Annotated in this window: 10 protein-coding genes; 1 reads left to right on the plus strand and 9 read right to left on the minus strand. The window is 60.9% G+C overall.

The features are described from left to right. Positions 1 to 8: 8 nt before the first annotated feature. The 4 genes from FEZ60_RS20020 to FEZ60_RS20035 all read right to left on the minus strand — a co-directional run bounded on the left by FEZ60_RS20020 (position 9) and on the right by FEZ60_RS20035 (position 8734). On the minus strand, positions 9 to 731 hold the full coding sequence (locus tag FEZ60_RS20020; RefSeq protein WP_172936836.1) for a PD-(D/E)XK motif protein: 723 nt from the start codon (positions 729 to 731) through the stop codon (positions 9 to 11). A gap of 289 nt (positions 732 to 1020) precedes the next feature. Next, entirely contained in the window at positions 1021 to 2571 is a 1551-nt protein-coding gene (locus FEZ60_RS20025) for an ATP-binding protein (protein ID WP_287163541.1), read from the minus strand. Continuing rightward, the gene (locus tag FEZ60_RS20030; protein ID WP_287163538.1) at positions 2568 to 5942 is read right to left on the minus strand and encodes a Swt1 family HEPN domain-containing protein; all 3375 of its coding nucleotides are present in this window, start codon (positions 5940 to 5942) and stop codon (positions 2568 to 2570) included. Before FEZ60_RS20030 ends, FEZ60_RS20025 begins: the two co-directional genes overlap by 4 nt. Positions 5943 to 5950: 8 nt before the next feature. Then, positions 5951 to 8734, minus strand: coding sequence for a DUF1156 domain-containing protein (locus FEZ60_RS20035; RefSeq protein ID WP_287163536.1), 2784 nt, complete (start codon positions 8732 to 8734; stop codon positions 5951 to 5953). A gap of 184 nt (positions 8735 to 8918) precedes the next feature. On the opposite strand from FEZ60_RS20035, the gene FEZ60_RS20040 reads away from it, so the two are divergent. Next, the gene (locus FEZ60_RS20040; protein WP_172936839.1) at positions 8919 to 9998 is read left to right on the plus strand and encodes a DNA cytosine methyltransferase; all 1080 of its coding nucleotides are present in this window, start codon (positions 8919 to 8921) and stop codon (positions 9996 to 9998) included. 325 nt (positions 9999 to 10323) lie between these two features. On the opposite strand, the gene FEZ60_RS20045 is transcribed toward FEZ60_RS20040, so the two are convergent. From FEZ60_RS20045 to FEZ60_RS20065, 5 genes are read right to left on the minus strand one after another with little or no spacing between them, the layout of a single operon-like run. Next, positions 10324 to 10815, minus strand: coding sequence for a hypothetical protein (locus FEZ60_RS20045; RefSeq protein WP_172936840.1), 492 nt, complete (start codon positions 10813 to 10815; stop codon positions 10324 to 10326). Beyond that, entirely contained in the window at positions 10812 to 11666 is an 855-nt protein-coding gene (locus FEZ60_RS20050) for a ParA family protein (protein WP_172936841.1), read from the minus strand. Before FEZ60_RS20050 ends, FEZ60_RS20045 begins: the two co-directional genes overlap by 4 nt. Before the next feature lie 33 nt (positions 11667 to 11699). Beyond that, on the minus strand, positions 11700 to 11990 hold the full coding sequence (locus FEZ60_RS20055; RefSeq protein WP_242484725.1) for a hypothetical protein: 291 nt from the start codon (positions 11988 to 11990) through the stop codon (positions 11700 to 11702). Beyond that, the gene (locus tag FEZ60_RS20060; protein ID WP_172936842.1) at positions 11987 to 13498 is read right to left on the minus strand and encodes an ATP-binding protein; all 1512 of its coding nucleotides are present in this window, start codon (positions 13496 to 13498) and stop codon (positions 11987 to 11989) included. The genes FEZ60_RS20055 and FEZ60_RS20060 overlap by 4 nt, the downstream gene beginning before the upstream one ends. After that, the gene (locus tag FEZ60_RS20065) at positions 13491 to 15584 is read right to left on the minus strand and encodes a hypothetical protein (RefSeq protein ID WP_287163533.1); all 2094 of its coding nucleotides are present in this window, start codon (positions 15582 to 15584) and stop codon (positions 13491 to 13493) included. The genes FEZ60_RS20060 and FEZ60_RS20065 overlap by 8 nt, the downstream gene beginning before the upstream one ends. Positions 15585 to 15645: the final 61 nt, after the last annotated feature.

The following is a 15645-nucleotide window of genomic DNA, read 5'->3' on the forward strand; positions in this document are numbered from 1 at the left end:
TATTCCCCTTAGTTCGCACCGACGAAGTCAGACAGTGGCGCTGGTGGTGTTCCGGCGTGCAGTGAGGTGACGTCGATACGGTAGGTGAGCCCACCGACAAGCTGCGGTTGCGGGACAACCATATCGATGCGCGGCTGGGTGATCGCGGGAAACTGCTCATCCACCAGGTATCCCGCAGGCAGCGACCTCAGCATGTAGGGGGTTCGATACATCTCGTCAGCATCGTCACGCCAGCCGACCGAGTTCAGATATTCAGTGAACGTATCTCGGTTGACTCCCAGTCGGTGTCGGATTTCGCCGACCAGACCAGATAAGCACATGCTCGCCATGGAAGCCCCCGCCCTCGTCAACTGAATCGAAATCAACCACAGCGGGCGCCCGGGTGACTGAGACAATTGTGTCGCTGAATTGATGATGTGGACGCGCTTCTCGGAAGTCGTAGTTTTGACTTCCGCATCGAAGTCTGCGACCACGAAGTCATGTTCCTCGGCATCTGGACCCAGCCAAGCGACGAGGGCCTCGTGTTGATCGAGTCGGTCCATGAGATGTGACAGCACCAAGAGCTCACCGATCAGGCCTTGCTCGCGTTCCGGAGTCAGACTTCGCCGCCTTGCAAGTAGATCGTTGAACGACCGCACCGAGCCCTGGACGGCCACCCCGAACGTTTGACCGTCGCGCATCGCATCCACAACTGCCGCAATGAAGCTGTAGCCCTCGTAGCGAGCATCCATGGTGTCTACTTCTAGTCTGTAGCAATCAAGACCATCCATCTCGTCGTTGTCCACACTCAGTCGCTCAAATGACAGGAGATCGGGCAAGTCACCATTGCCGGGCACGATTAGCGAGAGGACATCACGGTTCGGATCGATTCGCAGCAAACACAGTGGATCGGCGCTTAGTGACTGCACTGTCGGGGTCCCCGATTCGAAGTATCTGTTGAGCGTCTCAGGCGTCAGGTACTCACTACTATCGGCGGTCATCAGCGTCCTTCGTTTGAAGATGGTTTCGAATAATGCTCGTTCATAGGCGCGCGGCTTCCGCAGCTGCACGCCGAAGTTCAGCTACCCGACGTTGTTCCTCCACTGCAGCAAGCAAGATTTCCTGCCATGCATCCAGGTGCTGACGTTCGGATGGTCCTAACCATGTACTTTCAAATATCTTGGACATCAAAAGATAGAACATTGTCTTGAGGACCGGTGCATCGTCGGGATTGCGACTTTGATGTCCGACAAGGACTTCCCGCATCCGTGCGTTGATGTAGAGTCTGCGCGCTTCCAGATCGAGATCGAAAACTCTGTCCTGTGACATCGCACGCCATCTAATCTCGATAGGTTCAGCGTCTTCGCTGATCCGCACGGTTTCGTCGATAACCTCGACAACCGAGCCGGGAAGTCCGAAGGCCGGCTCAACAAGCGTCACGGGTTGACGTTGCCGTGTCCGTGATTGCTTACACCGTACTTCGAGGTCCGAAAGGTACTCGGCAAATCCTCCGTCGCCAATTGCGAAGCGCGCCTTCAGCAGCGCTTCTTCGAACTGCGGCATCAACACCAAGCCGGACTTTTCGGGATTGATTTTGACGAGGTGCTGCATGTCATCGCGAAGGTCAATCGCCACCCGACCAAGTTCGTGGTCGCGTTTGTCGTACGCGACTCCGTTCCACCCGCCGATCTGTAGAAGTCTGTCATTCCGGTAGAAGTAAAGTCCTTGATGCTCACGTCCGGGCCGCCCGTACAGCCGAAAGCTGGCGAGCTGGCTTCCAGCCGGCCAAATATGCGCAGAGGCCGCCACAGGCTCCTCAATGCCAGGCAACACAATATTCAGCGATTTCGGATATCCAGGTGTAGAGACTGACGGATATGCGAACGGGTCGATTGACTCAACAGTTCTCGGGATCCCGGCAACTCCGACATCGACGTCGTACTGCTGAATTGTGATCATGAGCTTGCCCGCTGCGAGAATCCTGTGCAGGACGATGCCCAAATGTGCGCGAATTTCGTTGATCGTCTGCTCAAGCCAGCTTGCTTGGTCGTCGGGGTCGTCCGACGAGAGGAAGGCATAGATGTCGCGCCACTCTACGATTGTTCCTGTGTCGGTGGCGAAGCCGGCTTCCATGTCGTTGAGCCGATGCGCCGCTTGATCACCGGACAGCACGGATACTGCATGGCTACGTCCGATCTCGGTGCGATCCAGCAACCGCCCGACTGCGCTCGACCCATATGCGCGAGACCATACGACAAGCGTGTCGGCTTGGCTGAGGGAAGCCGCCTTAAGACCCAAACCGAAGTGCCCGAGGTCTCCGTCGCCGTACTCGCGCTTCTTCGCATAGGTCATGGCACTATCGATCTTCGACTCGTCCATCCCTTCGCCGTCGTCGACCACCAGCAGCCCCACAGTTCGGATTCCGCGCTGCTGCAGACGGATAAGAACGTGCTTCGCCCTGGCGTCGATGCTGTTGTCCACCAGGTCAGCGATCGCAGTCGTTAACGAGTGATGAAGGCCAAGACTCCGGACGAGCGAGGGGTCCGGCGGCAGCGTCTTGGAGCCTACGATCTGTAGGCGGTCAACGGTCACAGCCCGTCCTCGAACCTTCCCGACGAGAAGCCGATCGTGAGGCAGTTCTCCGAGACCGTACGGACGACTCCGTCTTCGAATCCGTCAAAGCACTCGGCCTCGATGTTCAGTGTTACATCGAACCCGTTCGCACTCGGCTGCAGTCGTGCAAGCACCTCCCTTGCGACGGTAATCAGCTGCGCTTCGACGTCTCCATCCGCATCCACGTTGAAGCGAGCCACGAAGCGGGCATTGCGAATCACCGTAGGCTCTTGACGCTTCTCGGAGCTGCGTCCCGGTTCAACCTTGGCGTGGCTCCCAGCACCGGCTTCAAGATGCTCATCGAGCTTCTCTTTCGCCTTCTTCTCTGCGACGCTAGCCTCCCGCTCGTACTGCGCGGACGCAAGGTTCGACGTGACCAGCAACGTCTCGTCGTCCACGCTCGACATTCGCCCGGCCAGCGGCAACACAAGGCCGACGAAGTCGCCTGTCTCGGCATCGTAGCCGCGGGCCAGCGCGAATCCGCCCGTTTCCCAGCCGATATCCCCGAGCACGTCCAGGACGGCACGATCGATCACTGCCCTGTCCTTCATCCGGGGCAGGTACGGGTAGCGAGTGTAGAAGTCCCACAGCTCGCCCAACGGTATCCGGCCCTCGTTCCACCTGCTGCGCAGGTAGTTGTCCAGGTCCATCCGAATATTCCGTGGCGAGGTGGCGGTCCGGAGCACGTCGTCCGCGACCAGCCGTTTGCCGAGAGTGCGGGCGAGAGAGTCGACGCGCCCTTCGACCTTGCGGGACACGATGGTCAACGGCTTGGCGCCGTCGGGCTGTTCGGGGTACAACGCCCAGATGAACGTAGCCGGAATACGTTGTTCGACAGCCTTGTTCGTCTCATCCATGCGGCGTTTGGCTTGGGCGGCTTGCTGCTGCGTCAGATCCAATTCGGTAGTGCGGTCGACGATGCTCCGCCAGGCAAGGTGTGCTCGCACCGCCGATTCGAGTTCGGGCTGACGCTGGTGATCGGCCGCCAGCGCGATGACGGTGTTCCTGCGCTCGCGCTGAGCGCCACCGCGAGTGGTCACCAGTTTCTCGGTAAACTCGTACGCTCCGGAAGTGGTGCTTCGACTGGCGTGGACGTGACGGGGGTCGAGGATCACGAGCCGCACGGAGTCCGCGTCCGGCACGTCCGCCGAAGATTCCGGAGCCACCAGCACCTCGGCGAACTCACCGGGGTTCCGCACCTCATTGCGGTTGAGCCGGGTGATCACCTCGGCCCACACATCACCCGCTGCCAACTGCTCTGCCTGGTCGCGCACCTTGCGGCTCAATGACTGTTGGACGTCGTACCAGTAAGTGTCGGCTTCGACGTAGAAGTAGGTCGCTCGATCACTGAGCATCTGCAGTGAGGAACCGAAGTTACCAACCGTGTCCCCGGGCTGCGCAACGCCGAGGAACACCCGTTGACGTTCGATGCCCTTGTGCGCGGTGTGCAGTCGCGGTGCAGAGCCGAGGAAGACGCTGCGGGCGATGCGCCGGGTGAGGGAGCGCTTACCGAAGAGCGGTCGCTCGGTGTCGATCCGCTGAGGAACCGATCCGGCGCCGTCGATGTCCGCATCGATGATGGGCTTCCACTGGTCGTTGAGGTACTGGGTGACCTCGTCACGAACCCCAATCGCATCGAGGGGCAGCGAGCCGGGCATGATCAGCGGCGACTCATCCCCCGCTAGCCACAGCGAGCTGACAACCGAGCTCATCAACCGAAGCACACCGCGGGTGCGCTGGAATCGTTCGAGACTCGACCAGTCCTCGTAAAGCCTGTCGAACAGTTCGGGGTGGATCGGGTACGCGTCCCGGATCCGTTGTTCGTAGGCGCCTTCGCGGGTCTCGCTCGGGAACTCGCCGCTGTGTTCTCGATAGAATTCGACGAACCTTCGCGCGGTCGCACCGATCTGGGTGCGGGCATCTGGCGTCGGGTCCTGGAACAGCCGGCGCCGGACGATCTCGAAGGACTCGCGCGATGACGCGGGCCGCCACTGGTGGGCGAGCCTGCCGACCACGTTCTGTAGGCGGTCGAGGGCGGCCTTACCGTTGGCACCACCGATCTCGAGGTCGCTTGTGCTGGTCTCGTCACCCTCGGCGCCCAGCCGGACATCTGACGCGGGCACCGAGACCAACAGCAGTGTTCCGGGGACTCGTTTGACCGATTCGGTCAGCGTTTGTGCGAACGTGAATTGTGTTTCGAAGCTTCCACCGGTCAGGTCGTCGCGGCCGTGAAGTTGGCGTGCGTATGCCACCCACTCGTCAATGAGGATGACCGCGGGCCCGAACCGTGTGAACAGCTCGTCCAGGAGCGCGCCTGGGTTGGTCCCGGTGCGATCAGCCTCGGCGACGATCGAATATCCGTCGGCTCCCCCGAGCTGCCAAGCCAGCTCGCCCCACAAGGTCCGGACGACGGTCCCGTCGGCCTTGTCGATCGTCTGCCCCGGTGGGATCTCGTTGCCTACCAGTGCAACTCGCTTGATCCCCGACGGTAACCGTACTTCCCCCACCGCGTCTTGCACCTGCTGCGGATAGGAGGTGACGTCGGTCCCGGAGCACAGGTGCCAAACGGCCAGCATGGAGTGTGTCTTGCCGCCGCCGAAGTTGGTCTGCAGGTTGATCACCGGTGACGCGTTCGAATCACCGGCGACCCGATTCGCCGCACGACTCAACAGGTCCGCCAGTCCCTCCGTGATGTAGGTGCGGCGGAAGAACTCGACTGGATCCTGATACTCGGCTGTTCCGGTGCCCTGTGCAACGAGATAGAGATCGGCCGCGAACTCCGATGCCGCGTAGTTGCCGGCCTCGACGTCGGGGTGCGGGCGCAGCACCTCCCGCCAGGACGGCAGGCCTTCGCTCGACAGGGTCGGCAGCGCGGTCTGGGCCCGGGTTGCACGCTTGACACCGGTCTCGAACTGCTCCTGTTGCAGGCCGCGCCGCGTATTGCGGACCTCGTCGGCAGGCTTAGGTATACCTATCGCGCGCAACAGCCGCTCGGTCGTGTCGAGAGCCCGGTAGGCGTCGTCGTAATTGAACGGCTCGTTGTGGGCCCATTTGTTGCGCACGTCGCGAAGCTCACTAACCAGGCTCTGCTCTGCCTTCGACAGGTGCGCGTCGAACGGAAACCACTTAGGCAGCAGGCGTTCCGTCATGGCGCGCAGCTGGCACTGCAGATCGCGGCGACTGTAACCGCTCTTTGCGATGCCGTTGCCGGAGTCCTTCGCCGCGAGCAGAAGGGTCCAGTCCTTACCTGCCGGGATCTTCTCGCTTACCGCATTCGCGATGAACGGATCGAGGGCCTCGGCTAGCTGATCGAGGGCGGCGCCTACACGTTCCCTGTTGCTGGTTGCCACCAATTCTCCTAGTACAGTTCGTCGAGGCCGAGCTGTCCCTGCTCGGGTCGGTGTTCTTGATAGTCACGAGCCACCGCGGTGATGTCCGCCCACGTGGTCACCAGCGAGTTGAACAACTGTGCGGTCTGCGACCAGTTCTTGCGCTCGGCAATCGAATAGGCCAGGTACGCAAGACTCTTCGCGTCGTCGATGTCAACTCGGTCCACGGCTCTGGCCATGATTCGCGCCGCATCGTCGATCCCGACTGTGTCGAGTGATTTGACCATGTGGCACACGACTTCCCACAGTGTGATGTCGTTGTCACGCTGCGGGTCGTATTGCGCAGGAAGGTCATCCGGGTGAATCAATGTCACCTTCGACTGGCCAGATCGGATGGCACCAGACCGTGCAAGGCTGGCGACAGACGTGTTCATGGACACCGAAAGCTGTTCGGCATCACCGTAGGAGCCCTCTTCGAAGCCCCGAGTCTCGAACCACTTGAGGCACCAACGAGTCGAGGCATCGAAGTCGCCCTCCTGCTCGGAGAGCACCTCAGCCAGCACCTGGTTGATCAGACCGAGGGCCTTTCGGACGCTCATCGAGCTGCCGTCGGGTTCGATGACGTCGGAGTACCGAGAGAACACGCCCATGCCGGGTCCGATCGCGGCCTGCGCGAGATCGACCGGCGCGATCGACCCCTGCTGCAGTTCCCGCAGCTTCTCCGGCAGCTCGTCGCGGAGCTCATTGAGGAACGTTCGACGCTCGGTCGAGGGCGCAGTATCGGGACGGGGTCGCAGCGCGAGAACGATCGAGGAGGCAAGTGCGTTCGTCCCCTGGCTCAGCATCCGATTACCGAGCTCGCTCCGCATCGGCCACGTTCCCGTGATCGTCCAACCCGAGCGAATCATGCCCTCCAGCAGGGTTTCCCAGCCAGTCGATGTGTTCCCATCGACGTTGCCCTCTGTCTGCTTGAAGGCATAGTAGACGGTAATTGGGAAGTCATCCAGTGCGGTCTTTCGTGCGTTCGCGAAAACGTGCCGGAAGCCGTCCTCGAAGAACTGCTTCGCACCAGCCTTGCCGTCGTGGCGATATGGATTTGCGACCAACTCCTCGGCCTTGGGGACGAGCATAGTGCCGAGAACATTTGGGTGAATGGGCTGTAGTGAGCGACGCAACCAAACATAGAAGAAGTCCGACAGATCCGAGTACCCGATGTTGTCATAGTAGGGTGGATCCGTCGAAATCAGCTGGCCTTCGTACCCACGGCCTGCTGCATCGGCCTGAGCTGCACAAGCCCCAACAGAACCGGTCAGCCTATCCAGCACCCGGGTCACCCATTGAAGGTCTTCAGCAAAATCCCCCGACGAACCACCCCATGGATTCGCTTCGGCGAAATCCCAAGACATCGGCAATGCCTGCCGAGCGAAAACGCTGCGGACCGCTTCCATTTTCGTACTGCTGTCCCATGAGCAGATTGTCGAGTTCTTGTTCGTCAGCCGGCTGATGGCAAATCCGAGGTACGTCGACACTGCGTCCGCGTAGGCGGCCGCGCTGGTGCCGCCATCGACCAGCCGCTCCCCCACCGGCATACCAGCGGCTTGGGCATCGGCGAGCACCCTTTCGCGGGCCTCCGACACCAGGTCACTGAACGTCGTCAGCGCGGTCAACTGACGATTGGTGAACAGGTCAGACCATTTGGTCATCCCATAAGCCTGCACTCTGAAACTCGGGGCCTTCGGCGGTATCGAGGCTGCGGGTGTATTCGCCGGGACGCCAACGTTTGCTGCGCCGATCGCATCGTCCGTCGGCGGTAGATATACGCGCCGACGATTGCCCTCGGCCACTGTGGCCAATAGTGCAGTGCCCATCCGGCCCGCGCACGCTTCGGAGCGAAGGTATTTCAGATCAACCGCAGTCGCGCAGGCCGCACACTCCGCCCCGCTCCGACCGACGGTCCCATCCTCGTCCTTTGACGGCCCCTTCTTCGGGTCGTGCCCAATCCGAAACTCAACCTTCTTTTGGCCTGGCCCGTCGACGACCTCCGGGACGACGTACGCCTCCTTGCCCTTCTTCTTGCCCAACCACCACGACTTGACCAGCGGCATCTCGATTCCACACGCCGGGTTGGGACAAGTCACTGTCCGCGCCCATATCCACGCGATCACCGTCGCATCGGAGCCGTCGTCGAGCTTGGCCTTCGGGTACAGATGCCCGATCCGCTTCTCGGCCTCGTCACGCATCCACTGCCCGTAGCGCCGCACATCGTCCGCCAGGCCCGTCGCGTTGGGCCATTCGCCCAGCTTCGATCCGGCCGCCTCCGGGAACACCGGGGCTTGTCCAGCGAACTTCGGGGGGATCTCAATCAGTGCCTTGTTGATCAACACGGCGACCGGGTTCAGGTCCGACGCGTGCGTCTCGAGCCCGAGGCGCTGCGCTTCGAGGGGGATGGTGCCGCCGCCCGCAAACGGGTCGACGATAGGCGGCGGGTTGCCGTCGGTGGAGCGAAGGATCTCCTCGTGAGCCTCCTTCAGGAGCTCAGTGTTCGTAGTGTTCTCCCACTTGACCAGCTTCTCGATCATGCGGAACAGCCGCGCACGCTCCGCCCGGATCCAGTGGTCGCGTTCCTCGGGGTCCTCGATCGCTTCCGCCTCGGGGCGGGACGCTGGGTCGTCCACCAGCTGCGCGAACAGCACCGCACGAGCGGCAGCAAGCGGCCTGCGCGCCCACCACAGGTGCAGCGTCGACGGGTGGCCGTGCCTGATCGACTTCTCGCGCGCGGCCTCGCGATTAATGGCTTCCAGAGGCAGAGCCACCTCGATCAGTTTCCGCCGTATCACCTTCAGAACACCCCTTCATCAAATACGCGACATGCCTGGACCCAAGCGTTGTCTAAGGAGATAGTTTCATCTCCGCAGGAACATCAACTGTGCGACTGGCCGGAACGTCCAAAACAGGCATCGTGCAACGCTGTCGGGGGAGCCCACTATCCTTACGCTTATGCGCACGTTGTCTTCGGTTTTCCGGGTCCTGGACCTCTTCGCAGGCGCTGGCGGTCTCACCGAGGGACTACATCAATCAGACAAACGGTTCCGGACCGAACGCGCCGTAGAGATGGACCTCTCGGCCGCAGCAACTTACCGGACCACCTTTGGCGACCTCGTATACGCAGGGAAGATCGAGGACTGGCTTCGAGACGAGACCGTGCCAGAAGTCGACCTAGTCGTGGGAGGCCCACCTTGCCAGGGCTTCTCCACCCTGGGCAAACAGGACGGCGAGGATGCGCGCAATAGTATGTGGCGCCACTACGCCGAGACAGTCCAGCGAGCTAAGCCGAAGTTCTTCATTCTCGAGAACGTCCCCCAGTTCCTCAACTCAGCGGACTTCAAGCTCTTCCAACACGCGACCAGCGCGGACGGGCAGCTGTCGGATTACACCTTCGTTCCGTACGTGCTGAATGCCGCACACTACGGCGCAGCACAGGCACGCAAGCGGATTGTCGTGGTCGGACGTCACCGCGACCTGCCAGATCCAGGTCGACCTGTCACCACAACCGAAACGTCTCCCGTTACTGTCGGCGATGTCCTCGCTGAGGTGCCGACCGTCGTCACGGAAAGCGACCTCCCAGACCTGCGAATCGAGTTTGCTGGACGGTCCTTTCCGGGCGCATTCAAGACATCACAGCTACATTTGACACGAAATTACCAGGATCTCTCCCTTGCGCGATTCGCAGAAATTCCGAAGGGCGGAAATCGGTTCGATATTCCCGACGACCTCCTTGCGTCGTGTTGGCGCAAGCACAAGTCCGGATCAGCCGATGTGATGGGCCGACTGCATTGGGACCGCCCCTCCGTCACGATTCGCACCGAGTTCTTTAAGCCCGAAAAGGGCCGCTACCTGCACCCCACCGAGAATCGTGCGATCACTCACTACGAGGCGGCGCTGATTCAGGGTTTTCCGGAAGCTCACCAGTGGGTCGGTTCTAAGACCGCGATCGCCCGCCAGATAGGCAATGCAGTACCGATTCCGCTAGGAATTGCAATCGGGAAACTTCTGGCGAGCGCTTTGACAAACGCTTGATGGCGATCGAAGTGGTTGGACTACGCCTCCTCGGTGCCGACAGAGGAGGCGGATGACAGTGCCGAGATAGTCCTCTACATACGTCGACATTGGCATCACGGGTTCACACAGTCGCGTGGAAGGCAGAGAAGTACTCGCAACTTCATAAAGCTCTCCCATACAAATTCACGCTGCCAACTGCACCATTCAATACGCGCGCCGTTCTGGCGGCCCCTACTGCCTGTGAATCGTGTGGACATCGCGGACATATTCATGTGTCGAACAAGTCATGTCACGTCACAGGGGAAGTCCCAACTGCAGAAACGGTGCACAGGGCCGAAGGCCCCTACCTGAACACACTCCCCTTCGAGGTCAGCGCCTTCACGCGCTCGACGGTCCAGACCGCCAGCACATCGACCTTCCGTTTACGGCCTGTCTCCTTGTGGGTATCCATTTCCTGTTCCGCAATGATGTCCTTGATCCCGTCTGCGTCGAGGGCCGAGAGACGCTCCAACAGAGCCTCTTCCCCATCAAGCTTGAAGACCTCGAACGGGTCGAAAGCCCCCGGCTCCCGTTTCACCTTCGGTGCAGCAGCACGACGACGAGGTGCCGGCGCAGGCGCAGCTATCACCGCAACTGCTCCATCTGACGGAACCGTAAAAGCGTCTTCGATTGCCTTCGCGAACCGCGGGGTACGGGCGGCTTCCTCCGCCACGACCTGAACGAGCTTGGCCAACAACACCGATGCCAAGGCATTGGTTGCGCCCAGTTTCAGGAGGGCTGCACCGGTTTCCTGCACCTGCACCCGACGACGCGCTTCATCGATACCCGCACTCATAGCTTCGCCTGCGCTTCCGTGAGAATGTTCTGCGTAATTGCACGCATCTGATCGAACTGACCTGCGTTGCCGTACTTCACTTTCAGAGTGCCGTACGGGTGAAACTCTGCTGATGCGGCAATCTGATTCGACTCCGCGAGATACTCCGGCAGGACGTGTGGGACGTTCGGGTCGCGTCGGAGGTTCCTGACAGTGGTCCGGTGCACCGCGGAATTGGACTTGTACTTGGTGATCACCAACCCCAATTCGAAGAGCTCACGGCCGATTTCCTTGCCGAACCTGGCGATATGCGTCTGGATCTGCGGAATGCCATATGTAGAAAGCACATCCGGGATGGTGGGAATGACATAGCCGTCGGCCATTGCCAAACCGTTGAGCGTTATCGGGCCCAGATTGGGTGGGCAGTCGATCAGCACGTAGTCGTAGTAATCCATCACCGGAGCCACGGCATCGCGTAGCAACTCGACAGGCTTGGTGGAACTGCGGTCAGCCACTCGAAGAGCACTGATCTCCTCCTGCAACTCGATCAAGTCCAGCGACGAGGGCAGCAGATCTACACCTGTCACGTGTTTGACCGGCGAGACCGACTTCTGAATTGTCCCCTGCAGATCGAAGTTCGACGTACCCTCAACCGCGTCACGGAAGATGGTTGCGCTGGTGAGCCCTTTCTTGTTCAGCTCGAGCCAGTGATCCTCGCTGATCATCATGGTGGTGAGATTGATCTGCGCATCCAGGTCGATCAGCAACACACGCTGGCCGAATTCGAGCGACATGAACTCCGCCAACCCCGCCGTGATCGTCGTCTTACCGACGCCGCCCTTGAGGTTGATTGTCGCAATCGTCTTTGCCATCAGAATCCGTCCCTGTCCTTCACCACTACATACCTAATTTGCATCGACCATCGCACCTGTCCCTGATTGTTTCACCCGAAAACCGATCCGCCCCAACGGCTCTGCTGCTTGCGGGAGCGCGTAGGAGAACAGTGTCGCAAAGTCGCGCGAATCCACCGGACCAGCCTGTGCCCGCTTCAACTGACGTGGACCCGGATCATTGGCAAATACCAGAATCAAAGCCCCGCGAGTCTCACGGTGCAGTGCCCCGGCCAGGGGCCCACCGTTCTTCTTCGGTCCGTCACCCAGTTCGCGTGCCACGGCACGGAAGACTTCCTCGCTCACTGCGCTACCTGCTCTCGATGTGCCGCCATTGCAGAGATCAGGACTTCCTGCCACGCCTGCATCTTTTCCTTCTGCCGCGCGCTGATCCTGACACCCTCGAACATTTCACCGACCAGCAGATAGATGAGCGATTTCAGCACCGGTGCGTCCGTGTTGTCGAGACTTCGGCGCCCTAGCAGGTCGCGCCGAAAACGCGCATTGATCCACAAGGTGCGGGTTTTGAGATCTACTTCGAAGAACTGATCCCTCGCCAATGCTCGCCACCCGATGGCAACAGGGTCGGCGCCAACAGTGAATTCGAATGCGTCGCTGAAAGAATCGAGCACATCCTCGGGGAGACCGGAAGAAGGTTCTACGACGCTGATGGGCCGGGGCTGATGGCTGCGCGCTACGCGGACGGAGTTTTCGGCGTCATCGAGATAAGAACGGAAGTTCGCCGTTCCATCGGCGAATACTCCGCCGTCGATGGCAGCCGTTGCAGTGGCATCAAGAGTGACTCCCGACTTTTCGGGGTTGATCGTGATGTGCTGCAACACATTGTCGTCGAGGTCGATCGAGACACGGGCCAATCCGTAATCGGGACGACCGCGAACAATCCCGTTCCAGCCACCGATCTGCAAGAGTCGGTCATGTCGATAGAAGTACAACCCTTGCTGATCCCTGCCTGGTGCACCGTGCAGCCGAAACTCCGGCGCGTTGCTCCGCGCCGGCCAGATGTGGGCGTGAGCAACGGAAGCCGCTCCGTTGATCGACACAGTCAGTGGTTGAGGGTAATTCGGCGAACCAGTGCGCGGATAGGCAAACGGATCAACTGCGCCTACTGAGCGCAACGCCCCTGCCCGCCCAGCCTCGACATCGAAGACATCTACAGTCAACGCAACTCGGCCGGATTCGATCAATCGATGGAACACCACACCGAGGTGGCTGCGAACGTCATTGATGGTTTGTTCGAGCCAACTGGTCTGCTCGTCCGCGTTCGCTGACATCAGAAAGGTTGTGATGCCGCGCCATTCGACGATGGTGCCGCCCTCGAACGGAAAGCGAGGTATGACGGCATCGAAGAAAGCAGCAGCCTCCCCCTCGTCGATTACCGAAACCGCCTGGCGTCCCTGCCCAGAGTCGATCTCACGGCCCTGGGTGGAGTTACCCGAGCGCCTCGACCACACCCGCAGCACTCTCGCCTGACTCAACGATGCGGCCTTCATACCAACGCCGAAATGACCCAAATCTGCTGCGCCGTAATCGCGTCGACGCCCGTATGTCATCGCTGCATCGATGGTGACGGCATCCATTCCACAGCCGTCGTCGATCAGCAGCATCGAGACGATTCGAGTCCCGTCCTGCACAAAGCGAATCAACACGTGCGCAGCACCGGCGTCGAGGCTGTTGTCCACCAGGTCGGCGAGGGCCGTGGTGATGGTGTGGTGCAGTCCCACTGCACCGGCGAGAGATTCGTCAGCCGTCAGCGCCTGGGTGCCGACGATCGAGACCTCGGAGATGTCAGGCATCGCCGATCTCCGAGTCCGCCGATACGTCGGAGTGGACCCAGGCCGCTTCCAACAAATCGAGGATTGTGTCCTCACCTCGATCTTCGTAGGCGCGCAGCAGCTTTCGCGGCCGATCTTCCCCGGGAAGACTCACCGCCTCGGCAAGAATACGCACGACGTGCCGATCAGCGGTGCGCAACGGTTCACGGTTTCCGATTTCGGCAAGTGCCTGCCGCAACGGATCGACATCGGCATGCACAACAACCGGACGCACCACCCGGAACGTCCCGTCCTGCCACAATTCGAGCAAGATGTCCTCGCCCACAACAGCAGACAGCTCACGCAGGAACCGGCGGATCGTGCCGAAGGTCGGCTGAGCACCACTCCACCGAACAGCCTGCACACCAAGATGACTCTCGAGCTCCACGCTCTCGCCGCGCGCACAACCAGCTGCGACCGCCAGGCCGGCGGGCACCGCAAAGCTCGAACCTCGCAAGTGCTCGGCCGTGACCGCCGTACGGTATCGCCAGACATTGCCGGAGCGGTACAGGCGACGCGTCTGCTCCGGCGGTTTAGCGGTATCGCGTGTGCGCTTACGTCGCACAATGCCGTCGCCGTCGACGTTGAACTCGCTCTGCTCCGGAACAGGCTCTTCCACAATGGAATCCGCACTACCCCACGCCTGAAGGTGCCATAAACCGGCGTCGAGGACGGCGCGATCATCCGATTCGAGGGCCCGCTCGATCGACCGTTCGGTGCGATCCGTCTTCAGCAGCGCAGCCAACTCGGGAACGGTCTTCGGCGTCCCTAGTGCCTCCAGCACACCAACTGCCAGGTCGGAGATTCGACGCGCCCTCGTCAACGCGGACCCGGAAACAACGGTGATTCCGCACCAGGTGAGCCATTTCTCGAGTTCGCCGGCAGACATCGACACCGTATCGGCAACGTCGCCGAGAGCAACTACGCCGTTGGGTGATTCGAAGTCCTCGAGCAATGTCTGCGTACGCTTCTTTGCTGCCGCAACGCCGGGCGCGGCGGCCCAACCATCGGTGACCTCGAAGTAGTCGTCGATTCGATCGAGAACCAACCACAGTGGAACGCCATACCCGGGCACTTCGGCAGCAATGCTCGGATGCAGCTCCAGAAGGCGCTCGAGCAACGCGACCGGCTGAATCTCGACCCGCAAGCTGGCAAGCAGATTTCCGACGGCAGTTCCGAACCCGCAGGCGTCGTTGATCTTGGCTTTCACCTCAGCCTCGATCTGCCCTACCCGTCCCGAACCCACACCAAGCTTCGCGCCAACCGCTCCGCGTCGCTGCGGCACCGGCGCCACAATGCGCTCCCGCAACACTATCGACTCGCGTTCGTCGAGTTGCGAGAAAAGGTTGTCGATCTCGTCCATCGCGTCGGTACGATCCGTGGCAGGTAGATCGTTGGGTGTCAACGCAGAAATCCGGGCAGCCAGCTCCTGGATGGGTTCCGGCGACTCGTCATCGATCTCGACAGTGACGAGCGGGCGCGCATCCTGTCCGCGGACCCGTCGCCACATCGCCAGCTGCTCGAGATCGTCGAGCAAGGCCGTGATCGCGGGCGGGGCGGCTCCGTCGTCCGGCGTCTCGATGCGCGAGCGCGGATCTGTCATCACCGCACACACCAGCAAGCTCAGAACCACATCGTGAACTGTCTGCTCGCTGGTGCCGCGAACACCAAAAATCTCAGCGGTGGCGTGAGTCAGCAGGTCGCCGACGTTCCCTTGTGAGGCCAAACGGGCCAGCGACGTCACAGCCCGTGTATCGAGCGCGAGGGCACTGATCGGCACAGTCGGATCGAGGAGCGGGAAACTCTCCTTCAGAACCGCCGACGAGTGGTGGGAAATGTACAGCGACGCCAACTCGGACAGCAGTTTTTCGAGATCGACCTCGAGAACGGTGAACGACGGCGACTCACTGAACCACCAGTCCGGGGACGGTGCCAACGGTTCGAGCAAGGCGGCACGGTCAGACACGTAGTCGTCCAGCCACGGGAGAATATCGACCCAGAGCGTGTCCGACAGTTCTGTCGCGGGTAGCGAGTTCACACCCAACGTCAACGCACTACTCCCACTCACAGAACTTTCATTGCAGTGTAAAACCGACCACGATGTCGGTAATAAGCTACTGCAGGCTGTG

The sequence above is a fragment of the Rhodococcus sp. MS16 genome, assembly GCF_013277795.1.
Lineage (GTDB): Bacteria > Actinomycetota > Actinomycetes > Mycobacteriales > Mycobacteriaceae > Rhodococcus_F > Rhodococcus_F globerula.